Here is a 20,617-nt window from a genome sequence, read left to right as displayed (position 1 = left end):
GGCGGCATGCTCAACATCGTGCGTCACGAAGTCGAGTTCCACTGCCCGGCCAATGCGATCCCGGAATTCATCACCGTCGATCTCACCGGCGCCAACATTGGCGATTCGATCCACATCTCGGCGGTCAAGCTGCCGGCTGGGGTCAAGCCTGTGATCTCCGACCGCGACTTCACCATCGCGACCATTGCCGGTTCGTCGGCGATGAAGCCGGAGACGGAAGAGACGGCTGAAGCGGCTGCACCTGAAGCGGCTCCTGCCGCCGAAGAGAAGTAACTCTTTCACGCCCGGAGCAGGCGATGCTGCTGTTTGCAGGTCTCGGCAATCCGGGCGCGAAATACGCCGGCAATCGGCACAATGTCGGTTTCATGGCGGCGGACGCAATCGCCCGCCGCCATTCCTTTTCGCCCTGGTCGAAGAAATTTCAGGGCCTGATCGCCGAGGGCTCGCTCGGCGGCGAAAAAGTCGTCCTGATCAAGCCGCAGACCTTCATGAACCTGTCCGGCCAGTCGGTCGGCGAAGCGCTGCGCTTCTACAAGCTCGAGCTTTCCGCGCTCACCGTCTTCTATGACGAGATCGATCTTGCCGAAGGCAAGCTGCGCATAAAGACCGGCGGCGGCGCCGGCGGCCATAACGGCATCCGTTCGATCGATGGCCATGTCGGCAACGCCTATCGCCGCGTACGCATCGGCGTCGGCCATCCAGGCGTCAAGGAAATGGTCCAGCACCATGTGCTCGGCGATTTCGACAAGGCGGACCGCGAATGGCTTGACCCGCTGCTCGACGCGATCGCCGACAACGCCGCCATGATCGCCAAAGGCGACGAATCCGGCTTCATGAACAAAGCCAGTCTCGCCGTCCAGGGCAAGGCCGGGCCGGAGCCCGAAAAATCGGCACCTAAGCAGCCGGCGCAGAAGCAGCAAAGTCACGTCCGCCAAGCACGGCCCCAACAGCCCCTGGCCAAGCTGCCGGAAAGCGGTCCGATGGCCGCCATGCTGAAGAAGCTGTTCGGCGGCAAGGACTGAGCATCAAGGGAACCGAAGGGCTTGACGTTGATCACCCCTATCGCCCATAGCCCTGATCAAATTTCTATTTCCCGATAGGACCGGACAAAATGGGTTTCAAATGCGGCATCGTTGGCTTGCCCAACGTCGGCAAGTCGACGCTTTTCAACGCGTTGACCAGAACGGCTGCGGCGCAGGCCGCCAACTATCCGTTCTGCACCATCGAACCGAATACCGGCGAGGTCGCGGTGCCCGATCCGCGCCTGCAGAAGATCGCGGCGATTGGCAAGTCAAAGGAGATCATCCCGACCCGCATCTCCTTCGTCGACATTGCCGGTCTGGTGCGCGGCGCCTCGAAGGGCGAAGGGCTGGGCAACCAGTTCCTCGCCAACATCCGCGAGGTCGACGCCATCGTGCATGTGCTGCGCTGCTTCGAGGATGACGACATTACCCATGTCGAGGGCCGCATCGACCCGGTGGCCGATGCCGAGACGGTCGAAACCGAGCTGATGCTCGCCGACCTCGACAGCCTCGAGCGCCGCATCGTGCAATTCCGCAAGCGCGCCGGCAGCAAGGACAAGGAAGCGACGTCAGTGCTGCCGATGATGGAGGCAGCGCTAGAACTGCTGCAGGCCGGCAAGCCGACCCGCATCCTGCTCAAGGATATTTCGGCCGAAGATTTGCGCATCCTGCAGGGCCTGAACCTTCTGACCTCGCATCCCGTGCTCTATGTCTGCAACGTCGCCGAGGCCGACGCAGCCACCGGCAACGAGCACACCAGGGCCGTGGAAAAGATGGCGACCGCCCAGGGCGCCGGCACCGTGGTGATCTCGGCCGCCATCGAAGCCGAGGTCGCACAGCTCTCCGATGAGGAAGAGATGGAATTCCTGTCCTCGCTCGGCCTCGACGAGCCCGGCCTCAACAAGGTCATCCGCGCCGGCTACGATCTGTTGCACCTCATCACCTACTTCACCGTCGGGCCGAAGGAGACGCGCGCCTGGACCATCCATAAGGGCGACAAGGCCCCCCAGGCCGCCGGCGTCATCCACACCGATTTCGAGCGCGGCTTCATCCGCGCCCAGACCATCGCCTACAATGACTTCGTCACACTGGGCGGCGAAGTGGCGGCCAAGGAAGCCGGCAAGGCCCGCGACGAAGGCAAGGAATATGTCGTCCAGGACGGCGACATCCTGCTGTTCAAGTTCAACACGTGATTTGATGGAAGTCCTTCGAGACTGTCCGCGGGCCGGCTGAGCCGACCACCAGATATCAGGCCCAAAGTGTCGCCTATAAAGCTGATAATATTTGATTGTGACGGCGTCCTCGTGAACAGCGAGGAGATATACCAGGCAACCGAGCTTGAATATCTGGCGGCGGCCGGCATCACGTTCGAACCAAGCGCCTATACGCAAGCCTTCATGGGATTGTCTCCCGCTATGTGGCAGGCGAAGCTCGAAGCGATCGGCCAAGAGCGAGCCAAGCCGCTCTCTCCGCTCTTTTTTGAACAGCTTGCCGACCACACCAACGAACGCTTGCGTAAGAATCTGGCGGCCTTACCCGATGCAGGGAATGTGATTGGCCGGCTCGCCGCATGGAGATGTGTGGCGTCAAGCACGCCGCTGGCCCGATTGCGTTGGAAACTCGAACACACGGGCCTTGTCGACCTTTTCGATCCTAATATTTTTTCATCGGACATGGTCGTCAATGGAAAGCCGGAACCAGACCTGTTCTTGCATGCGGCGGACACGATCGGTGTTCATGCAAAGGAGTGCATCGTGGTCGAGGACAGCGTGAATGGCGTCCTGGCGGGCAAGGCAGCAGGTATGCGCGTGATCGGATTTACCGCTGGCAGTCATTGCACCGGCACTCATGGCGATGCTCTGTTGCGACATGGCGCGGATGCCCTCGTCGGCGCATACGAGGACTTGGAGGTCACTCTAGCCAGTCTTTAGATCGATCCGCTGACGCGGCTTCCGAGCCGCGAGGGCCGTCCCCCGGCCCGATTCGGGCTTGTCTTGATTTTGTCACGTCACAGGTCTAAGCGGCAGACGCACGGTCGGCGCTGGCGCCAGGAACCGTGCAATCCAACACGACGCGTCAATCCGAACGCACCCTTTGGCCCCAGCAAGGGAATCAGGCGATGATCAAGGCCTTCGTCGTGGACAATGATCGCCTGCGCGTCGTCGACGATCTCCTGGCAAACAGCGAGACCATCGTCTGGGCGGACCTGTTCAACCCGACAAAGGAAGAGGAAGCGACGATCGAGAGCTGGCTCGGCGTTGCCATTCCGACGCGCGAGGAGATGGAGGAGATCGAGATTTCGAGCCGCCTCTATGTCGAGGACGGCGCCTACTTCATGACCGCAACCCTGCCCGCGCAGACCGAGGTCGACGATCCCTTGATGTCGCCGGTCACCTTCGTGCTCGCCGGCACAAGGTTGATCACTGTGCGCTACCATGAGCCGAAGGCCTTCAAGACCTTTCCGCAGCGCGCCGAGAAGGTGGCGACCGGCTGCACCAGCGGCGACACCATCCTGATCGGCTTGCTGGAGGCGATCGTCGACCGTCTCGCCGACATTCTGGAGCGTGCCGGCCGTGACATCGAGGCGATCTCGCGCGATATCTTCGAGGCGCGATCGACCAAGGTTTCCAAGCGCAATCGCGACTTCCAGGAATTGTTGAAAGCCATCGGCCGCAAGGAGGACATCGCGTCTTCGATCCGCGACAGCCTGATCTCGCTGCAGCGCCTGGCGGGCTTTTTCGCCCATGCCTCGACCCGCACCAAGATGAGCAAGGACACCAAGGCGCGCATCAAGACGCTGTCTCGCGACGTGCTGTCACTCGCCGACCACGCCACCTTCCTGTCGCAGAAGATCTCCTTCCTGCTCGACGCGACGCTCGGCATGATCTCGATCGAGCAGAACGCCATCATCAAGATCTTTTCGGTCGCCGCCGTCATCTTCCTGCCGCCGACTTTGGTCGCCTCGATCTACGGCATGAATTTCGACGTCATCCCCGAGTTGAAATGGGAACTTGGCTATCCCTTCGCCATCGCCATGATGGTGCTGTCGGCGATCCTGCCCTTCTGGTATTTCCGCCGCCGCGGCTGGCTCTGAGTGGGCCTGTCGATCGGCTGCCACAGGCTGGCGCAGTAGAAATCGCTTGACCAAATGAACGCCGGCCTGCATCCGGAAACCCCGATCCTGAGGATCGTGGGTCGACAAGCCGGATTCCAGACCATGACCGCAGAGATAAAAACATGGGCCTATGAGGACTTCATCGAGGGTGCATCGATCGACCTCGGCTCGAAGCTCGTGAGTGCCGCCGAGATCGTCGAATTCGCCGGAGAATTCGACCCGCAGCCGATGCATCTCGACGAGGAAGCCGGCAAGGCCAGCATCCTCGGTGGGCTGGCGGCGTCGGGCTGGCACACCTGCGCCATGTTCATGCGCATGCTGTGCGATGCCTTCCTGTTGGACTCGACCTGCCAGGGCGCGCCCGGCGTCGATCAGGTCAAATGGAAGAAGCCGGTCCTGGCCGGCGATCAACTGACCGGCACCCTGGTGGTCGTTGCCAAGCGCCTGTCCAAATCGAAGCCGCAACTCGGCTTCGTTACAATGCGCAGCGAACTGTTCAACCAGCGCGGCGAAAGCGTCTTCGAGCTCGAGAACTCCGCCATGTTCCTCACGCGCGATGCCGCGGGGAGCCAAGCATGACACTGGACGAGTTCTTTCGTATCGGCACCACGGTGACGCTCGGCTCGCACACATTCGAGCCCGAGGCGATCAAGGCCTTCGCCCGCAAATACGACCCGCAGATCTTCCATACCGACGAGGAGGCCGCGAAGAAAAGCGTGCTCGGCGGGCTCTGCGCATCCGGCTGGCACACCGCCGCCACCTGGATGAAACTCAATCTCGAAAACCGCATGGACGCCGAGATCGCTGCGTGGAGCGGCCCCGGTCCGGTGCCGGAATTCGGCCCCTCGCCTGGCTTCAAGAACCTGAAATGGCTGAAGCCGGTCTATGCCGGGCAAACCATCACCTTCACGCGCACCGCGCTGTCGCACCGCCCGATTGCCTCACGCCCCGGCTGGCGGCTGCTGGCGCTGCGTTCGGAAGCTTTCGATTCGACCGGCGCCAAGGTGCTGGAGTTCGAGAGCGCCGTGCTGGTGAAGGTGGAGTAGGTTTCTTCCTTCTCCCCCTGTGGGAGAAGGTGGCCGAGCGAAGCTCGGTCGGATGAGGGGTGCTCCAGCTTGGCGCCGACGGCACTCCGTCACCCACCCCTCAACCGTCTCGGCGCTGCGCGCCGATCCACCTTCTCCCACAAGGGGAGAAGGAAGAACTGCCCCTCAATGCCCCTCGAACCCAATCAGCGTCCGCACCGGCACGCCGAGCGCCTCCAGCTTGGCACGGCCGCCGAGGTCCGGCAGGTCGATGACGAAACAGGCGGCGAGGATGTCGGCACCTATCTGGCGCAGCAGCTTGACCGCCGCTTCAGCCGTGCCGCCGGTGGCGATCAGATCGTCGACCAGGATCACTTTCTCGCCCGGAGCAACACCGTCCTTGTGCATCTCCATTTCGTCCAGCCCGTATTCCAGGCTGTAGGCGACGCGCACCGTCTCGTAGGGCAGCTTGCCCTTCTTGCGGATCGGCACGAAACCGGCCGAGAGCTGATGGGCGACGGCGCCGCCAAGGATAAAGCCGCGCGCCTCGATGCCGGCGATCTTGTCGATCTTCTGGCCGGCATAGGGATGCACCAGTTCGTCGATGGCGCGGCGGAAGGCGCGCGCATTGCCAAGCAGCGTGGTGATGTCGCGAAACAGGATGCCGGGCTTGGGATAGTCCGGAATGGTGCGGATCGCGGCAAGCAGCGTGTCTTCGAGCGAGGATTTCATGGGTCGAGATTACCTGAAACGGAGATTGTTGCGCGACAATTGTTCGATCGAGCTGCAGCCCATCAGCCTCATGCCGCGTTCGATCTCGACCCGCATCTGTTCGAGCGCCCGTTCCACGCCGGGCTGGCCGGCCGCCGCGAGCGGAAACAGATAGTAGCGTCCGACGCCGACGGCCTTGGCGCCGAGCGACAGCGCTTTCAGCACGTGTGTGCCGCGCTGCACGCCGCCATCCATGATGACGTCGATCCTGTCGCCAACGGCATCGACGATCTCGGCAAGCTGGTCGAACGCCGCCCGTGAGCCATCCAGCTGCCGCCCGCCATGGTTCGACAGCACGATGCCGCTGCAGCCGATGTCGACAGCGCGTTTGGCATCCTCCACCGACATGACGCCCTTGAGGCAGAACGGACCCGACCAGAGCTTGACCATCTCGGCGACGTCGTCCCATGTCATCGACGGATCGAGCATCTCGGTAAAGTAACGGCTGATCGACATCGTGCCGCCGCCCATGTCGACATGCTCGTCGAGCTGCGGCAGCTTGAAGTCCTCATGGATGAAATAGTTGATCGCCCAGGCCGGCTTGAGCGCGAACTGCGCCATTCCGGTAAGGTTGAGCTTGAAGGGAATGGCAAAGCCGGTTCGTTTGTCGCGCTCGCGGTTTCCCCCGGTGATGCTGTCGACGGTCAGCATCATCACCTCGACCCCGACCGCCTTTGCCCGCTGCATCATCGCCCGGTTAAGACCGCGATCCCGGTGGAAATAGAACTGGTAGACCTGCGGGCCGCTGCTGATGCTGCGCGCCTCCTCGAGGCTGACGGTGCCCAGCGACGACACGCCGAACATCGTGCCGTATTTGGCGGCGGCCTTGGCGACCGCGCGCTCGCCCTGGTGATGGAACAGGCGCTGCAAGGCGGTCGGCGAGCAATAGAACGGCATCGCCAGCTTCTGGCCCATGACCGTCACCGACATGTCGACCTCGCTCACCCCGCGCAGCACGTTGGGAACCAGATCGCAGGTCTCGAAGCTTTCGGTGTTGCGGCGATAGGTGACCTCGTCGTCGGCCGCGCCGTCGATGTAGTTAAAGATCGGCCCCGGCAGCCGCTGCTGCGCCATGCGGCGGTAATCGGAAAAGTTGTGACAGTCGCTGAGCCGCATCATCGAATTCCAAAGGCCATGGCGGGACAAGTTTCTCGCCACCGTTCGATGCATCGAATATCAACCTGTTGTCGGCGTGCCAACGGACTATTTTTCGAGCTGCCCTCCGGACATGGCCATGAGCAAAAAAAGGGACGCCGAAGCGCCCCTTTCTGGTCTAATCCGATTGACAAAGATTACATGCCGAGATCCGAACGAAGCTCGGCCCTGGCCACTTCATACTCGGCCTTGAAGTCGTCCCGGTTGAGCAGGACCGCGGCGATGACGCTGCCGGAAATCCTGCCCATCTCGACGTCGGACGCATAGTGGATGCCGCCGACCTCGCGGTTGTGGGCGTATTCGGCCGCACGCGCCATGATCTCGGCGCGCTTTTCCGGAACCATATCGGACAGGATGATGCCCATCATGGTGCCGACGGTGGCGTGGCCGGACGGCCAGGAACCCGAACTCGACAGCTTGACCGCCGGCTTGACGAGGTCGCTGAGCTGGTGCGGACGCGGGCGCTTCCAGATATCCTTGGCCGGATCGACGACGGCGCCTTCGGTGGCCACGACGCGGTCGAAGAAGGCGCTGAATTTGGGCAGCGTTTCCTTGTTGAATTTCGGCCCCATGACGTTGGCGAAGCGCCAGACATTCTCGTCGGCATCGGCGACGGCGCTGGCTACCATCTCGGGCGTGCGTGTCACCTGCAGCATCAGCACCTCGCCGAGTTCGGCCTTGGTCTGCGCCGAATCGTTTGCCGGCGGCGGCGGCAGGATCATCGTCAGGTCGACATCCTTGTTGGTGACGAAAGGCTGGGCGTCTTCCGCTTGCGCGGCCGAGCCGACGATGAGCAGCAACAGGCCTGCCGCGAGCGATGCGTATCTTTTCATGGGTGCGATCCTTTGATGAGAGCAGCACAGGATCGCCGGATGCGGTGACGGCCATGTGACATGGCCGGCTTCTGGAAATGCAAAAGGGCGCCTCTCGGCGCCCTTCGTGATCACTTGATCGTGTGGCTTAATGCGCCACGCCTTCCCACACCTTGCGCTTGGTGAGATAGACCAGCGCGCCGAACAAAAGCAGGAACACCAGAACGCGAAAACCGGTCTTCTTGCGGTCTTCCATATGCGGCTCGGCCGCCCATGCCAGGAAGGCGGAGACGTCGCGGGAATACTGGTCGATGGTCTGCGGCGCACCGTCATCATAGGTCACCTGACCATCGGAGAGCGGCTTGGGCATCTTCAGCGACACGCCGGACATGAAGTACGGATTGTAGTGGGTGCCTTCCGGGATGACCATGCCGGCCGGCGGTGTCTGGTCGTAGCCGGTCAGCAGCGAGTGGATATAGTCGGGGCCGCCCGCGTCGTACTGGGTAAAGATATCGAAGACGAACTGCGGAAAACCGCGTTCGACACCGCGAGCCTTGGCCAGCAGGGACATGTCTGGCGGAGCAGCACCGCCATTGGAGGCAGCGGCGGCTTCCTCATTGGCGAAGGGCGGCGGGAAGTGGTCGGACGGCTTGCCCGGACGGTCGAACATGTCGCCGGCATCGTTGGGACCGTCGTGGATGGTGTACTCGGCCGACAGCGTCTTGATCTGCGCATCGGAATAGCCGAGGTCCGACAGCGTGCGGAACGCCACCAGGTTCATCGAATGGCAGGCCGAGCAGACTTCCTTGTAGACCTTGAGGCCGCGCTGCAGCTGCGCCTTGTCATAGGTGCCGAATGGGCCGGTGAAACTCCAGTCCATTTCCTTCGGCTCGTCGATCGGGAAATGCGTCGGATTGGCCACATTGTGTGCCTCTTCGGCGGCGATCGCCCGAGTGCCCGCGGCCCCAGCGGCGACGGCCACAAGGCCGATCAGCGCCAGCGAGGTGAGAATCTTTTTCATGCCAAATCCCCTTAGATTCTCTACCGCTCAGCCTTTGGTTTCCGGAGCCGCCGTAGCGCCCGCCGGATGTCCGCTGCCGCCCTTGTTCTTCTCGAGCACCGCCTCGGTGATCGAGTTCGGCAGCCGTCGCGGCGTCTCAATCAGGCCGAGCACCGGCAGCGCGATCAGGAAGAAGGCGAAGTAGAACAATGTCGCCATCTGCGCCATGAACACATAGCTGCCTTCCGCCGGCTGCGAGCCCAGCCAGCCAAGCAGGATGGCATCGGCCACGAACAGCCAGAAGAACAGCTTGTACCAGGGCCGGTAAACAGCCGAGCGCACCTTCGAAGTGTCGAGCCACGGCACCAGGAACAACATGACGATGGCGCCGAACATGCATAGCACGCCGCCGAGCTTGGAGTTGATCGGCCCGACATTGAAGGTGATGGCGCGCAGGATCGCGTAGAACGGCAGGAAGTACCATTCGGGCACGATGTGGGCCGGCGTCTTCAGCGGGTTGGCGACGATGTAGTTGTCGGGATGGCCGAGATAGTTCGGCAGGTAGAAGACGAAATAGGCGAAGAAGAACAGGAACACGATCATGCCGAACGCGTCCTTGATGGTCGCGTAGGGGGTGAAGGCCACGGTGTCGGTCTTCGACTTGACCTCGATGCCCGTCGGGTTCGACTGGCCGACGACATGCAGCGCCCAGATGTGCAGCACGACAACGCCGGCGATCATGAACGGCAACAGATAGTGCAGCGCAAAGAAACGGTTCAGCGTCGGGTTGTCGACGGCAAAGCCGCCGAGCAGCAGCTGCTGGATCCAGTCGCCGACCAGCGGAATGGCGCTGAAGAAGCCGGTGATGACGGTGGCGCCCCAGAAGCTCATCTGGCCCCATGGCAGCACGTAGCCCATGAAGCCGGTCGCCATCATCAGGAGATAGATGATGCAGCCGAGGATCCACAGCAGTTCGCGCGGCGCCTTGTAGGAGCCGTAATAGAGGCCACGGAAGATGTGGATGTAGACGGCGACGAAGAAGAACGAGGCGCCGTTCGAATGCATGTAGCGCAGCAGCCAGCCCGAATTCACGTCGCGCATGATCTTCTCGACCGAGCCGAAGGCCAGATTGGTGTCGGCCGTGTAATGCATGGCCAGCACGATGCCGGTCAGGATCTGCGCCACCAGCATGATCGACAGGATGCCGCCAAAGGTCCATGCATAGTTGAGGTTGCGCGGCACCGGATAGGCAACGAAGCTGTCATAGACCAGCCGCGGCAGCGGCATGCGGGCGTCGAACCAGCGTCCGAGACCGGTTTTGGGCGTATAGGTCGAGTGTCCCTCGCTCATCGAAATATCCCCCTGCCTCAACCGATAAGGATCTTGGTATCGGAAATGAACTTGAATACCGGAACCGCCATGTTCTCCGGCGCCGGGCCTTTGCGGATGCGGCCGGCGGTGTCGTATTGCGAACCGTGGCAAGGGCAGAACCAGCCGCCGAAATCGCCTTCCTGGCCAAGCGGAATGCAGCCGAGATGCGTGCAGACCTGAACCATCACCATCCAGGCTTCCTTGCCGGGCGTGGTGCGATTGGCGTCGGTCGCCGGTGCGTCGGCCGGGAGATTGGCGTTGCGGGCGATCGGATCCTTGAGATCGGCCAGCTTGACCGCCTCGCCGTCCTTCATTTCCTGTTCGGTGCGGTTGCGGACCACGACCGGCTTGCCGCGCCATTTGACGATCAGCGACATACCCGGCGTCAGCGAGGCGACGTCGACTTCGACCGAGGCGAGCGCCAGCGTCGAGGCGTCAGGGCGCATCTGGTCGATGAACGGCCACGCGAAAGCACCCGCGCCGACCACTGCGGCCATGCCGGTGGCGACGTAGAGAAAATCACGACGGTTGGGATCCTGGGTGTCGGTTGCGCTCACGGGTGCCTGATCCTTTCGCCTCTTCCGTGCCGGTGGTTGAGCCTTGTTCCCCGCTCAATTACGCCAACCCGACAGCGCATGGCGAACAGGCTTGCGAATTCCTCCGGCATTTGGACTTCGGTTTATGCGTGAAGCCCGTTTTTGTCCAGACGGGTGAAGGCACAAGGGCAGATTGTCGCGGGGACAAAATCCGCCGCCGGTCAACACGACGCCGGATAGCCGCCAACCATCACTAAACAACCGGGAAACAACCGCAAATCCGACGCCCTTGTTCGGCTCGACACAAGGCCCCAGCCGGGTCTATCCTTGTCATCATGGCACACGTCATAGACCGCGACACCTGGGCCGTTCGCTCGGACCATTGGAAGGGCGAGTTGCAATGTGGCGCCTACGGCTCCAACTCCTGCCTGATCTTCAACTATCTGCCTGATGTCGGCGGCGGCCCGCGCCTGCACACACATCCCTACGCGGAGATCTTCATCATCCGCCAGGGCACCGGCCTGTTCACTGTCGGCGACCAGGAAATCGAGGCATCCGCCGGCCAGATCCTGATCGTGCCACCCAATACGCCGCACAAATTCACCAATCTCGGCCCAGGCCCGCTGGAAACGACCGACATCCACGAGAATGGCAGCTTCATCACCGAATGGCTGGAGTGATCCCTATTTCGCGCCGAGCCTGGCCAGCACCGCTTTCGGGATGTTGTATTCACGAATGACGGCATCGTGCTTGCGCAAGCCGCACAGCTCGCGCTGGATGAAATAGCCATGCACCGCCTCGGCGGCATCCTTGAGCAGAAGGGGGCGCAGTTGCTCGTCGGCATTGTCGCGCAGCCTGGCCAGCGTTTCCTCTACCCGCTGGCCGGCGCGGCCGAGTGCTGCCGCCTTTTCCGCCAATATTTCATGGCCGAGCGCGTCGAAGGCGGCTTCGGCGGCCGAGGCGCCGGCAAGATGAGATGGCGGACGCAAGCACATTTCAGCCTCCTTTCCCGAAAACCATGCGGTGTGTGACGAACTCTTCGCCCGCCACGCGCTGAAAGCCAAGCCGTTCATAGAAACGGAAGGCTTCTTGCGGCGCGCGGGTGTTCAGCATGGCGAAATGGTGACGTGCCCTGTCGACAACGGTTTCGACCAGCATCCGGCCAAGGCCGGCGCGACGGTGGCGCGCGCTGACGAACAGGTGCCGGACCCGGCCGTGGCCCCTGTCCTCGAAATAGGGATCGATGTTCAACCCGCACACGCCGGCGAGTTCCCTTCCATACCATGCTCCGTACAGCGCCTCCCCCCGTTTCAGGAACTTGTTGCGGCCACTTGCCCAGCCATCCGCAAGGCGTACCAGCATCCAGTAGCCTTCCAGCCGGCTCTCTTCCTTCAGCGTGTCGAAGGCCGGCATGGTCGGCCGAAGCCGCTTGAGCACGTAGCCGACCTCTGGGATGGCGCCTGTCGATCCACCCATGGAGCTACTCCGCCGGGCGCGTCTCTTCGAGCACGCTGTCCTCGTGATAGAGAAAACCGCCGGACTGCCGCTTCCACAGCCGCGCATAGAGCCCGTCGAGCGCCACCAATTGGTCATGCGTGCCTTGCTCGACAATGCGGCCGCCGTCGATCACCACCAGACGATCGAGTGCTGCGATCGTCGACAGCCGGTGGGCGATGGCGATGACCGTCTTGTTTTCCATCAGCCGCGTCAGATTCTCCTGGATCGCCGCCTCGATGTCGGAATCGAGTGCCGAGGTCGCCTCATCGAGAATCAGGATCGGCGCATCCTTGAGGAAGACGCGGGCGATCGCCACGCGCTGGCGCTGGCCTCCCGACAGTTTGACGCCGCGCTCGCCGACAAACGCCTCGTAGCCGGCGCGGTCCCTGTTGTCGCGCAAGGTCAGGATGAACTCGTGCGCCTCGGCCTTTTTCGCCGCCGCGATCACCTCCGCATCGGTCGCGTCAGGCATGCCGAGCTTGATGTTGTCGCGCAGCGAACGGTGGAACAGCGCCGTGTCCTGGCTGACGACGCCGATGTTGGCGCGCAGCGAATTCTGCGTAACTTTGGCGACATCCTGGCCATCGATGGTGATCGACCCGCTCTCGAGATCGTAGAGGCGCAGGATCAGATTGGCGAGGGTCGTCTTGCCGGCGCCGGACGGTCCGACCAGCCCTACCTTCTCGCCTGGCCTGACGACAAGGTCGATGCCGTTCAGCACGCCGAAACCTTTGCCGTAGTGGAACTCGACGTTCTTCACCGCGATACGGCCACCCGCAACGACGAGTTCCTTGGCGTCGGGCGCATCGGTGAGGCCGAGCGGCTGCGAAATCAGCGCCTTGGAGTTCTCCAGCACGCCGAGGTTTCGCAAGATACTGTTGAGCTGCATCATCAGCCGGCCAAGCAGCATGTTGAGGCGCAGCACCAGCGACAGGGTGAAGGCGACCGCGCCGACGGTGATCGAGCCCTCGACCCAGAGATAGACGGCAAAGCAGCCGATCGCCGTGATCATGATGCCTGACAGCGTGGTCAGCGCCATGCGCACGCCGGTCAGCCGGCGGGTGAACGGGCGCAATGCGTCGAGATAGATGTCGAAACCGTTCCTGATGTAGCGGTCGTCGCCATCGGCCGAGAACAGTTTCAGCGTCTGCACGTTGGAATAGGAATCGACGATGCGGCCGGTGATCATCGAGCCGGCCTCGGCTGTTTCCTCGGCATGCTTGCGGATTGCCGGCAAATAGAGCTTGGCCAGCCAGCCGAAGGCGGAAATCCAGATCACCACCAGAACCGCCAGCCTGAGATCGAGGCCTGCGACCAGCGCCAGCGTCGTCACCGTGTAGACGATCATAAACCAGACGACCTCGATGAAGCTTTCCATCAAGTCGCCGGTCGCCTGGCCCGCCTGCCAGACCTTCGTCGCGATGCGGCCGGCGAAATCGTTCTGGAAAAAGGCGTAGGACTGGCGCGAGACATGCCGGTGCGCCTGCCAGCGCACCAGATTGTAGAAGCCCGGCGTGATCGTCTGTTCGTCGACCAGCGCCGACAAGCCGACGACGACGGTGCGGATGACCAGCACCACCACGGCCATGAAAACCAGTTCAGGGCCGGCGGCGGCCCACAGTGCGTGCCAGCTGCGCTCGGCGGGAAGCTGGTCGAGAATATCGACCAGCCGCCCGACGAAGTAGAACAGGCCGGCCTCGACCAGCGGCGCGATGCCGCCGATGACCAGCATGGCGAAGAAGGCGAACTTCGCCTGGCCGACATAGTGCCAGAGAAAGCCGCCGACACTGATCGGTGGCCGAAGATTCGCCGGCTCCCTGAACGGATAGACCCAGTTCTCGAACCAGCGATAGACGGCTGTCATCATGCGGCGGCCATCATTCTGCGGCTTGCCTCTTTGCAAGTGCGTCGTTGGCGGCGTCGGCGGGACCGTCCTCAAGCAGGAACCCGCCCGACTGGCGCTGCCAGAGCTGCGCGTAGAGCCCGCCCTTGGCGACGAGTTCTTCGTGCGAACCTTCCTCGATGACACGGCCCTTGTCCATCACCACCAGCCTGTCCATCGCCGCGATGGTCGACAGCCGGTGCGCGATGGCGATGACGGTCTTGCCTTGCATGAGCTTGTAGAGATTCTCCTGGATCGCCGCCTCGGCTTCGGAATCAAGCGCCGAGGTCGCTTCGTCAAGGATAAGTATAGGTGCGTCCTTCAACATAACGCGAGCAATGGCGACGCGTTGCCGCTGGCCACCGGACAATTTGACGCCGCGGTCACCGACATGGGCGTCGAAGCCCTTGCGGCCGCTGGCATCCGAAAGCCCCGATATGAAGTCCAGCGCCTCGGCGCGCCGCGCCGCCTCGACAAGCATCTCGTCGGTTGCATCGGGCCGGCCATAAAGGATGTTCTCGCGCACCGAACGATGCAGCAGCGAGGTGTCCTGCGTGACCATGCCGATCTGCGCACGAAGCGAATCCTGCTTCACAGCGGCGATTTCCTGGCCATCGACCAATATCTGCCCGGCTTCGAGGTCGTAGAAGCGCAGCAACAGGTTGACCAGCGTCGACTTGCCGGCGCCGGAACGGCCGACGATGCCGACCTTCTCGCCCGGCTTCACCGCCAGCGACAGGCCCTCGATCACACCCTTCTGCTTGCCGTAGTGGAAGCGGATGTCCTCGAAGCGGATCTCACCCCTGGAGACGCTGATCTCCTTCGCGTCCGGCCGGTCCTCGACAAGGCGCGGCAGCGAGATCGAGGCGATACCGTCCTGCACCGTGCCGATGTTCTCGAACAGGCCCGACATTTCCCACATGATCCATTGCGACATGCCCCACAACCTGAGCACAAGGCCGATGACCACGGCGACCGCGCCGATCGTCACTGCTTGCCCCAGCCACAGCCACAGCGCCATCGCGGTCACCGAGAACAAGAGCAGCGCGTTCAGTATGTAGAGCGAGCCGAAAAGCACTGTCACCAGGCGCATCGACCGGTAGACCGTTTCGAGAAAGCCGGACATACCGTCTTTGGCGAATGACGCTTCGCGGCGTGCATGGCTGAACAGCTTGACCGTCTGGATGTTTGAGTAGCTGTCGACGACCCGGCCCGTCATGATCGAGCGCGCATTGGCCTGTTCCTCGCCGACCTTGCCCAGCCGGGGAATGAAAAACCGCAGCAAAAGGATATAGCCGACCAGCCAGACGCCGAGCGGCGCGGCCAGCCGCCAGTCGGCCGAGCCGACGATGAGCAGCATGCCGAGGAAGTAGACGATAACGTAATTCAGGACGTCGATCACCTTGATGACGCATTCGCGCACGGCGAGAGCCGTCTGCATCAGCTTGGTCGCGATGCGGCCGGCGAACTCGTCCTGGTAGAAACTCATCGACTGCTTGAGCAGATAGCGGTGCACCTGCCAGCGGATGCGCATGGGATAGTTGCCCATCAGCGTTTGCTGGTTGAGGAGCGAATGCAGCCATACCGTGCCCGGCAGTGCGAACAGCACGATGAAGGCCATGCCGGCAAGCTTCCAGGCTTCCGTCTGCAGGAAGGTTTCGCGATTCTGCCCCGACAGCCAGTCGACGATGCGGCCGAGGAAGCCGAACATCCACACTTCCGCGATCGCGATGGCCGTCACCAGCACTGCGTCGAAAAGGATATAGGGCCAGGCGCCGCGCGTATAATGCACGCAGAAGGCAACCAGCGTCTTGGGCGGCTCGACCGGTTCCGCCGCGGGGAACGGATCGAGCCTTTTTTCAAACCAGCTAAACAACAACATAGGTCATGCCTGTGAAATGTGTTTGCCGCTTACGCGGCACGTGAGCGTACGAAGTCCCCGGAACCCATGGCGTCGAGTGCCGACGTTCCGGAATCACCCGGACCGTCGGCAATGCTTCGCGCAATATAGGGGCTCGCGGGCTTTTCGCCGACAGCTGCGCCAGACGATCCTGACGACACGATGCCGCCAGCCCGGTTTTTAGCGCCAGGCCGGATCAGCCGGATGATCCGGCGCACCAGCGACGGCCGCCCGGGATCGGGAACCGCGCGCGAAAAATCGACATCCGGCAGCATGCCGCGATGCGGCCGGCGGCGAACCTCGGCGTGAACCGCCGACGAATAGGTGTCGCCGATCAGCAGCGCCCAGGTCGGCAGTCGGTGGATATGCAGGCTCCTCGAGCCCGGTATTCTGTAGGGATCGAACATCGGTCCGTCCTCCGTGTGAAAATCGAGATAAAAAGGCGAAGCAATATCGTCCGCCGGCATTCGCCCGGAGGCACGCATTGCATCGGTCCGGACATGACGAGTGTCGGTCCGGACAGCTTCAGTTGGGGCGTTCAGCCCTTTTGACTTTTTGAAAAACATCGCAGGATTCCTTCGAGAGCCGAAAAATCGTTTCGGCGGGAATCGGTGCGATCAAGTCTTAGAGAGTCAGGAGAATCGTCGTACCGAAACCGCCGGCAGGCAGGTAAGCCCACGAGAGGGGCGCTGGATGTGCATGGTCATCATGAATTACCCCTCCATCGGTTCGGGTTGACAATGCTGGTTGTATACCCGACTTCGCAGAAAATGGCCACCCGCAGGTCCAGCAATTTCCAAAACCGCCAAGCCGCTGTGGCCGATCCGCCACTTATTAGAAGGACGCGGAAATGAACCGTCGTCTCCGCATCGCGCTCTACCAGCCTGACATTGCCGGCAACACCGGAACAATCCTGCGCTTCGCCGCGTGCCTCGGACTTGGTGTCGACATCATCGAACCGGCCGGATTTCCGCTCTCCGACAAGGCGCTCAAGCGAGCCGGCATGGACTACCTCGAAATGGCTGCCCTGACCCGGCATGTCGACTGGCACGCCTTCGAGGAATGGCGCAAGGCTGGTTCGCACCGGCTGGTGCTGCTGTCGACCAAAGCCACGACGGCCTACACCAGCTTCAGCTTCGCGGACGGTGACGTCCTCCTGTTCGGCCGCGAATCCGCAGGCGTGCCGGATCCTGTCCATCAGGCGGCGAATGCGCGCCTGACCATCCCCATGCAGGGTACGGCGCGCAGCATCAACGTGGCGCTCTCCGTCGCCATGGTGGTGGGCGAAGCCATCCGGCAACTCGGATAACGGCACTCCGTCTCCCGACATCTCGACCCAGGCGCACATCGCCTTCTCCTTCGTTTGCACATCCAGGGTTTCTTCGCTACAAGCTCAACTTAACTTGAGGTCAAGCAGAAAAATCGGGACGGAAAATCAGACATGGCGCCTGTAACGGAATTAACGGTTGGCCAGGTGGCCATGCGCAGCGGGGTGGCGGTGTCGGCGCTGCATTTCTACGAGGCCCGCGGCTTGATCCGCAGCCACCGCACGTCGGGCAACCAGCGCCGCTACGGCCGCGACGTGCTGCGGCGCGTGGCGATCATCAAGGTTGCACAGGAGGTCGGCATCTCGCTGGCCGAAATCGGTGCCGCACTTGAATCACTGCCCGAAAGCCGCACGCCGACGCGCGACGACTGGAACCTTTTGTCGACCGCCTGGCGCGACGGGCTCGATCACAAGATCGCCCAGTTGAAGAAACTTCGCGACGGGCTGACCGACTGCATCGGCTGCGGCTGCATGTCGATCGACAAATGCCCGCTGCGCAACAAGGGTGACCGGCTGGCACGCGAGGGAACGGGGGCAAGGAGGCTGGTCGCTCTTCCTTCTCCCCGTTCACGGGGAGAAGGTGCCTGAACGCAGTGAAGGCGGATGAGGGGCGGCGCCAGCATTGAGAGGTTCGCGCAGCCCCTCACCTGCCTGCCGGCACCCTCTCCCCGTAAACGGGACGACGAAATCCTAGTCGGCCGCAGGCAACCGCCTGATGGTGAACTCGATCAGGTCGCCCGGCCGCTCGAACCAGCTTTCGATCTCGGTCCAGTAGGCCTGCTTGGGAAAGCGCTCGAACCATTCCTTGGCCTTGAGCCGGGCATCGGAGCGTGGCAGCACGAAGGTCTCGCGCAGGAAACCGTCGCGCGGCATACGCACGCGCTCGGCACGGCTTTGGTCGAGCCTTTTCTTTAGGCCATCCAGCGGCGGTCTTGCCGGGGTGCGCACGAAACAACTCCTTGCACCGTAATGACACTTGACCCTGTCCCCTAAGAGATTAGGGATCGCGCCGGCAAAAGACGAGTCATTTGTGGGACTCGCCGCCCCAACCGGAGACGGCATTTGGAACGACCAGAAATACCGGCGGGCCTGCCCGCCGACATCGAACAGAAGAAGATGAAGGCGCGCCTCTGGTTCGAGGCGCTGCGCGAACGCATCTGCGCCACCTTCGAGCAGATCGAGCAGGATCTTGGCGGGCCGCTGGCCTCGTGGTCGCCCGGCCACTTCGAAAAGACGCCATGGGAACGTGACGAGGGGCGCGGCGGCGGCGGCACCATGTCGATGATGCACGGTCGCGTCTTCGAAAAGGTCGGCGTCCACACATCGACCGTCCATGGCGAGTTCTCACCCGAATTCAGGAAGCAGATGCCCGGTGCAGAGGAAGACCCGCGCTTCTGGGCATCCGGCATTTCGCTGATCGCGCACCCATGGAATCCCAACGTTCCGGCCGTGCACATGAACACGCGCATGGTGGTCACATCCAGCCAATGGTTCGGCGGCGGTGCCGATCTGACACCGGTGCTCGATCGCCGCCGCACCCAGGACGACCCCGACACGGTCGCCTTCCACCGCGCCATGCAATTCGCTTGCGAGAAGAATGTCGCGGTGGCCGATTACCCAAAATTCAAGGCCTGGTGCGACGAGTACTTCTATCTGTCGCACCGCAACGAGCCGCGCGGCACCGGTGGCATCTTCTTCGACTGGCTGCATTCGGGTGAGGACAAGGGCGGCTGGAATGCCGATTTCAACTTCGTCCAGGATGTCGGCCGCGCTTTTCTCGTCGTCTACGGCCACCTTGTGCGCGCCAACTTCAACGAGAACTGGACTGATGGCGACCGTGACGAACAGCTCATCCGCCGCGGCCGCTACGTCGAATTCAATCTGCTTCACGATCGCGGCACCATATTCGGACTGAAGACCGGCGGCAATGTCGCCGCCATCCTCTCCAGCCTGCCGCCCGAGGTCCGCTGGCCGTAACAAAATGGTGAGCCCGACGTGAGCCGCATTGATGTCCCATTCGCTCGAAATGGGCATGGAATGTGGCACACGGTGCCGCGAAAAATTTCTTTTTCGTCTAATAGGTTCTTGAAAAGACTGGTCTATTTGTGGCGCGGGGTCGGGAAGCGCCGGCGGTTCGCCTGCGCGCAATTTCAGGAAAGTGCGAAACGGCTTTCCGACCGGAATTGCGTCAAGACAAAGCGAGCCGCGACCCGACGCGACCGGACGGCCCAAGACGACGCGGGACATCTTCGTCAAAAAGATACCCGCCTTTCCAGGAGTACTTCGCAATGCGCAAGATCATTGTTTCGGCGGCCGCCGCTGCCCTTCTCGCTTCCGGTTCGGTGGCGTTCGCCGCCGTCAAGCACACCACCGGGACGATCAAGACCTTTGACACGACGGCCATGAGCCTGGTCCTCGACGATGGATCGTCTTTTACGCTTCCCAAGACCTTCAAGGATCCTGGCCTGCAGGTCGGTGAAAAGGTCCGTGTCTCATGGGACATGAGCGGCAAGAAAAAGATTGCCGAGGCTGTCAAGATCGCCAAGTGAAGGCCTGCCCGCCAAAACGGGACGAGACGATGTCTGGCCCTGTTTCGGGGTAGTGTTTAGAGGGCGGAGCGATGCTGCTCCGCCCTTTTGCCGTTGACGGCAACCAATACCACCCCATCTGTGTTATGCTTCTCACCCGTTCGCGGTCCGCGGTTTCAACCCTGGAACCGGACATGAGCCAAAAAAAGTGCCGGAGCCTCGACCAGGCTCCACGGAGGAAAAGGAGAAATCTCATGAAGGAATTTCACTGCGGGTCGCTCGTGCCCGGCTGTGACTGGCACACACGTGCCGATGAGGAAGCCGAGGTCATGCGCCGTGCCGTCGAGCACATGCGCGAGACACATGGCGAGACGGTCATCCGCGAGACGATGATCGAGGCGATCCGTTCGCGCATCGAAAAGACCCGCGACGCGGCCTGATCTACCCGGCCTGCAAGGCTTCGGCGGCGCGCTTGAGGAGCGCGTCGCGATCAGGGGCAAACCCGGCTTCGACCCATTCCGCTTCGAGATTCCTCAGGATTTCGCCGAGTTTCGGGCCTGGAGTTGCGCCGAGCGCCGTCAGATCGGCACCTTTCAGCGGAAACAACGGCTTTTCCCATTTGGTGGCGAAGCCAAGCAGGCGCGAAAAGCCACCGGCTTCGAGCAGCGCCTCATTG

General features: G+C 62.3%; 24 protein-coding genes and 2 pseudogenes. 13 read left to right on the top strand and 13 right to left on the bottom strand.

What is annotated here, in order from left to right; genetic code table 11:
• From EN949_RS19570 to EN949_RS19540, 7 genes and pseudogenes are all read left to right on the top strand, one after another.
• A pseudogene (locus EN949_RS19570) lies at positions 1–273 on the top strand (50S ribosomal protein L25); the annotation flags it as partial.
• A 23-nt stretch (positions 274–296) separates the two neighbouring features.
• Entirely contained in the window at positions 297–1,022 is a 726-nt protein-coding gene (gene pth, locus EN949_RS19565; RefSeq protein ID WP_027162157.1) for an aminoacyl-tRNA hydrolase, read from the top strand.
• An 89-nt stretch (positions 1,023–1,111) separates the two neighbouring features.
• A complete protein-coding gene (gene ychF, locus EN949_RS19560) occupies positions 1,112–2,215 on the top strand; it encodes a redox-regulated ATPase YchF (RefSeq protein WP_024505635.1) in 1,104 nt (367 codons plus the stop codon).
• Positions 2,216–2,281: 66 nt separating this feature from the next.
• Positions 2,282–2,953, top strand: coding sequence for an HAD family phosphatase (locus EN949_RS19555; protein WP_272482876.1), 672 nt, complete (start codon positions 2,282–2,284; stop codon positions 2,951–2,953).
• A 188-nt stretch (positions 2,954–3,141) separates the two neighbouring features.
• Complete coding sequence (corA, locus tag EN949_RS19550; protein WP_023809832.1) at positions 3,142–4,116, top strand: magnesium/cobalt transporter CorA; 975 nt, start codon at positions 3,142–3,144, stop codon at positions 4,114–4,116.
• A 123-nt stretch (positions 4,117–4,239) separates the two neighbouring features.
• The gene (locus EN949_RS19545; RefSeq protein WP_013529991.1) at positions 4,240–4,716 is read left to right on the top strand and encodes a MaoC family dehydratase; all 477 of its coding nucleotides are present in this window, start codon (positions 4,240–4,242) and stop codon (positions 4,714–4,716) included.
• Positions 4,713–5,183 carry a MaoC family dehydratase gene (locus tag EN949_RS19540; protein WP_063168842.1) on the top strand — a complete coding sequence of 157 codons (471 nt, stop codon included), beginning with the start codon at positions 4,713–4,715 and terminating at the stop codon, positions 5,181–5,183. The genes EN949_RS19545 and EN949_RS19540 overlap by 4 nt, the downstream gene beginning before the upstream one ends.
• Before the next feature lie 165 nt (positions 5,184–5,348).
• On the opposite strand, the gene EN949_RS19535 is transcribed toward EN949_RS19540, so the two are convergent.
• From EN949_RS19535 to petA, 6 genes are all read right to left on the bottom strand, one after another.
• Positions 5,349–5,894 (bottom strand): adenine phosphoribosyltransferase, encoded by a 546-nt coding sequence (locus EN949_RS19535; protein WP_013529989.1) that lies wholly within the window; start codon positions 5,892–5,894, stop codon positions 5,349–5,351.
• A 9-nt stretch (positions 5,895–5,903) separates the two neighbouring features.
• A complete protein-coding gene (locus tag EN949_RS19530; RefSeq protein ID WP_063170322.1) occupies positions 5,904–7,049 on the bottom strand; it encodes an alpha-hydroxy acid oxidase in 1,146 nt (381 codons plus the stop codon).
• A 176-nt stretch (positions 7,050–7,225) separates the two neighbouring features.
• Positions 7,226–7,921 carry a phosphatase PAP2 family protein gene (locus tag EN949_RS19525; protein WP_013529987.1) on the bottom strand — a complete coding sequence of 232 codons (696 nt, stop codon included), beginning with the start codon at positions 7,919–7,921 and terminating at the stop codon, positions 7,226–7,228.
• 127 nt (positions 7,922–8,048) lie between these two features.
• The gene (locus EN949_RS19520) at positions 8,049–8,921 is read right to left on the bottom strand and encodes a cytochrome c1 (protein ID WP_013529986.1); all 873 of its coding nucleotides are present in this window, start codon (positions 8,919–8,921) and stop codon (positions 8,049–8,051) included.
• A 27-nt stretch (positions 8,922–8,948) separates the two neighbouring features.
• The gene (locus EN949_RS19515; RefSeq protein ID WP_013529985.1) at positions 8,949–10,250 is read right to left on the bottom strand and encodes a cytochrome b N-terminal domain-containing protein; all 1,302 of its coding nucleotides are present in this window, start codon (positions 10,248–10,250) and stop codon (positions 8,949–8,951) included.
• Positions 10,251–10,267: 17 nt separating this feature from the next.
• The gene (gene petA / locus EN949_RS19510) at positions 10,268–10,828 is read right to left on the bottom strand and encodes a ubiquinol-cytochrome c reductase iron-sulfur subunit (RefSeq protein ID WP_013529984.1); all 561 of its coding nucleotides are present in this window, start codon (positions 10,826–10,828) and stop codon (positions 10,268–10,270) included.
• A gap of 314 nt (positions 10,829–11,142) precedes the next feature.
• Between petA and EN949_RS19505 the strand changes: the two genes are divergently transcribed.
• Positions 11,143–11,487, top strand: a complete 345-nt coding sequence (locus EN949_RS19505) for a cupin domain-containing protein (RefSeq protein ID WP_013529983.1) — start codon at positions 11,143–11,145, stop codon at positions 11,485–11,487.
• Between the two features lie 3 nt (positions 11,488–11,490).
• Here the strand turns inward: EN949_RS19505 and EN949_RS19500 are convergent, their stop codons facing one another.
• From EN949_RS19500 to EN949_RS19480, 5 genes are read right to left on the bottom strand one after another with little or no spacing between them, the layout of a single operon-like run.
• Positions 11,491–11,802 (bottom strand): DUF6665 family protein, encoded by a 312-nt coding sequence (locus EN949_RS19500; protein WP_127365775.1) that lies wholly within the window; start codon positions 11,800–11,802, stop codon positions 11,491–11,493.
• A gap of 1 nt (position 11,803) precedes the next feature.
• Positions 11,804–12,283, bottom strand: a complete 480-nt coding sequence (locus tag EN949_RS19495; RefSeq protein WP_127365776.1) for a GNAT family N-acetyltransferase — start codon at positions 12,281–12,283, stop codon at positions 11,804–11,806.
• A 4-nt stretch (positions 12,284–12,287) separates the two neighbouring features.
• On the bottom strand, positions 12,288–14,171 hold the full coding sequence (locus EN949_RS19490) for an ABC transporter ATP-binding protein (RefSeq protein WP_127365777.1): 1,884 nt from the start codon (positions 14,169–14,171) through the stop codon (positions 12,288–12,290).
• Positions 14,172–14,181: 10 nt separating this feature from the next.
• The gene (locus tag EN949_RS19485; RefSeq protein WP_013529979.1) at positions 14,182–16,068 is read right to left on the bottom strand and encodes an ABC transporter ATP-binding protein; all 1,887 of its coding nucleotides are present in this window, start codon (positions 16,066–16,068) and stop codon (positions 14,182–14,184) included.
• A 29-nt stretch (positions 16,069–16,097) separates the two neighbouring features.
• Positions 16,098–16,493, bottom strand: a complete 396-nt coding sequence (locus EN949_RS19480; protein ID WP_127365778.1) for a hypothetical protein — start codon at positions 16,491–16,493, stop codon at positions 16,098–16,100.
• Between the two features lie 443 nt (positions 16,494–16,936).
• On the opposite strand from EN949_RS19480, the gene EN949_RS19475 reads away from it, so the two are divergent.
• Both EN949_RS19475 and soxR read left to right on the top strand, forming a co-directional pair.
• Positions 16,937–17,395 carry a tRNA (cytidine(34)-2'-O)-methyltransferase gene (locus EN949_RS19475; protein ID WP_127365779.1) on the top strand — a complete coding sequence of 153 codons (459 nt, stop codon included), beginning with the start codon at positions 16,937–16,939 and terminating at the stop codon, positions 17,393–17,395.
• A 132-nt stretch (positions 17,396–17,527) separates the two neighbouring features.
• Positions 17,528–18,001, top strand: coding sequence for a redox-sensitive transcriptional activator SoxR (gene soxR, locus EN949_RS19470; RefSeq protein ID WP_013529976.1), 474 nt, complete (start codon positions 17,528–17,530; stop codon positions 17,999–18,001).
• 102 nt (positions 18,002–18,103) lie between these two features.
• Here soxR and EN949_RS19465 read toward each other — a convergent pair whose 3' ends face one another.
• Positions 18,104–18,361, bottom strand: coding sequence for a hypothetical protein (locus tag EN949_RS19465; protein WP_013529975.1), 258 nt, complete (start codon positions 18,359–18,361; stop codon positions 18,104–18,106).
• A 114-nt stretch (positions 18,362–18,475) separates the two neighbouring features.
• Here EN949_RS19465 and hemF point away from each other — a divergent pair, with 114 nt between their 5' ends.
• The 3 genes from hemF (at position 18,476) to EN949_RS19450 (ending at position 20,381) form a co-directional block, all read left to right on the top strand.
• Positions 18,476–19,390, top strand: coding sequence for an oxygen-dependent coproporphyrinogen oxidase (hemF, locus tag EN949_RS19460; protein ID WP_127365780.1), 915 nt, complete (start codon positions 18,476–18,478; stop codon positions 19,388–19,390).
• A gap of 311 nt (positions 19,391–19,701) precedes the next feature.
• Positions 19,702–19,962, top strand: a complete 261-nt coding sequence (locus tag EN949_RS19455; protein WP_013529973.1) for a DUF1344 domain-containing protein — start codon at positions 19,702–19,704, stop codon at positions 19,960–19,962.
• 233 nt (positions 19,963–20,195) lie between these two features.
• Positions 20,196–20,381: a DUF1059 domain-containing protein gene (locus EN949_RS19450; RefSeq protein ID WP_013529972.1), complete on the top strand. Its 186-nt coding sequence runs from the start codon at positions 20,196–20,198 to the stop codon at positions 20,379–20,381.
• A gap of 1 nt (position 20,382) precedes the next feature.
• Here the strand turns inward: EN949_RS19450 and EN949_RS19445 are convergent.
• Positions 20,383–20,617: pseudogene (locus EN949_RS19445) on the bottom strand (CCA tRNA nucleotidyltransferase); the annotation flags it as partial.

The organism is Mesorhizobium sp. M7A.F.Ca.US.007.01.2.1 (genome assembly GCF_003998165.1).
Taxonomy (GTDB): Bacteria; Pseudomonadota; Alphaproteobacteria; order Rhizobiales; family Rhizobiaceae; genus Mesorhizobium; species Mesorhizobium ciceri.
Note: the sequence above shows the minus strand (reverse complement) of the source record. Positions and strands in the feature narration are given on the sequence as shown.

Bases quoted from the DNA above. Each gene is read 5' to 3' on its own strand.
- EN949_RS19535 (WP_013529989.1), bottom strand. From the start codon at position 5,894: ATGAAATCCTCGCTCGAAGACACGCTGCTTGCCGCGATCCGCACCATT.
- EN949_RS19525 (WP_013529987.1), bottom strand. From the start codon at position 7,921: ATGAAAAGATACGCATCGCTCGCGGCAGGCCTGTTGCTGCTCATCGTC.
- EN949_RS19530 (WP_063170322.1), bottom strand. From the start codon at position 7,049: ATGCGGCTCAGCGACTGTCACAACTTTTCCGATTACCGCCGCATGGCG.
- EN949_RS19515 (WP_013529985.1), bottom strand. From the start codon at position 10,250: ATGAGCGAGGGACACTCGACCTATACGCCCAAAACCGGTCTCGGACGC.
- EN949_RS19480 (WP_127365778.1), bottom strand. From the start codon at position 16,493: ATGTTCGATCCCTACAGAATACCGGGCTCGAGGAGCCTGCATATCCAC.
- EN949_RS19545 (WP_013529991.1), top strand. From the start codon at position 4,240: ATGACCGCAGAGATAAAAACATGGGCCTATGAGGACTTCATCGAGGGT.
- EN949_RS19520 (WP_013529986.1), bottom strand. From the start codon at position 8,921: ATGAAAAAGATTCTCACCTCGCTGGCGCTGATCGGCCTTGTGGCCGTC.
- EN949_RS19505 (WP_013529983.1), top strand. From the start codon at position 11,143: ATGGCACACGTCATAGACCGCGACACCTGGGCCGTTCGCTCGGACCAT.
- corA (WP_023809832.1), top strand. From the start codon at position 3,142: ATGATCAAGGCCTTCGTCGTGGACAATGATCGCCTGCGCGTCGTCGAC.
- EN949_RS19490 (WP_127365777.1), bottom strand. From the start codon at position 14,171: ATGATGACAGCCGTCTATCGCTGGTTCGAGAACTGGGTCTATCCGTTC.
- EN949_RS19450 (WP_013529972.1), top strand. From the start codon at position 20,196: ATGAAGGAATTTCACTGCGGGTCGCTCGTGCCCGGCTGTGACTGGCAC.
- EN949_RS19485 (WP_013529979.1), bottom strand. From the start codon at position 16,068: ATGTTGTTGTTTAGCTGGTTTGAAAAAAGGCTCGATCCGTTCCCCGCG.
- EN949_RS19455 (WP_013529973.1), top strand. From the start codon at position 19,702: ATGCGCAAGATCATTGTTTCGGCGGCCGCCGCTGCCCTTCTCGCTTCC.
- EN949_RS19475 (WP_127365779.1), top strand. From the start codon at position 16,937: ATGAACCGTCGTCTCCGCATCGCGCTCTACCAGCCTGACATTGCCGGC.
- EN949_RS19500 (WP_127365775.1), bottom strand. From the start codon at position 11,802: ATGTGCTTGCGTCCGCCATCTCATCTTGCCGGCGCCTCGGCCGCCGAA.
- EN949_RS19495 (WP_127365776.1), bottom strand. From the start codon at position 12,283: ATGGGTGGATCGACAGGCGCCATCCCAGAGGTCGGCTACGTGCTCAAG.
- soxR (WP_013529976.1), top strand. From the start codon at position 17,528: ATGGCGCCTGTAACGGAATTAACGGTTGGCCAGGTGGCCATGCGCAGC.
- ychF (WP_024505635.1), top strand. From the start codon at position 1,112: ATGGGTTTCAAATGCGGCATCGTTGGCTTGCCCAACGTCGGCAAGTCG.
- pth (WP_027162157.1), top strand. From the start codon at position 297: ATGCTGCTGTTTGCAGGTCTCGGCAATCCGGGCGCGAAATACGCCGGC.
- EN949_RS19540 (WP_063168842.1), top strand. From the start codon at position 4,713: ATGACACTGGACGAGTTCTTTCGTATCGGCACCACGGTGACGCTCGGC.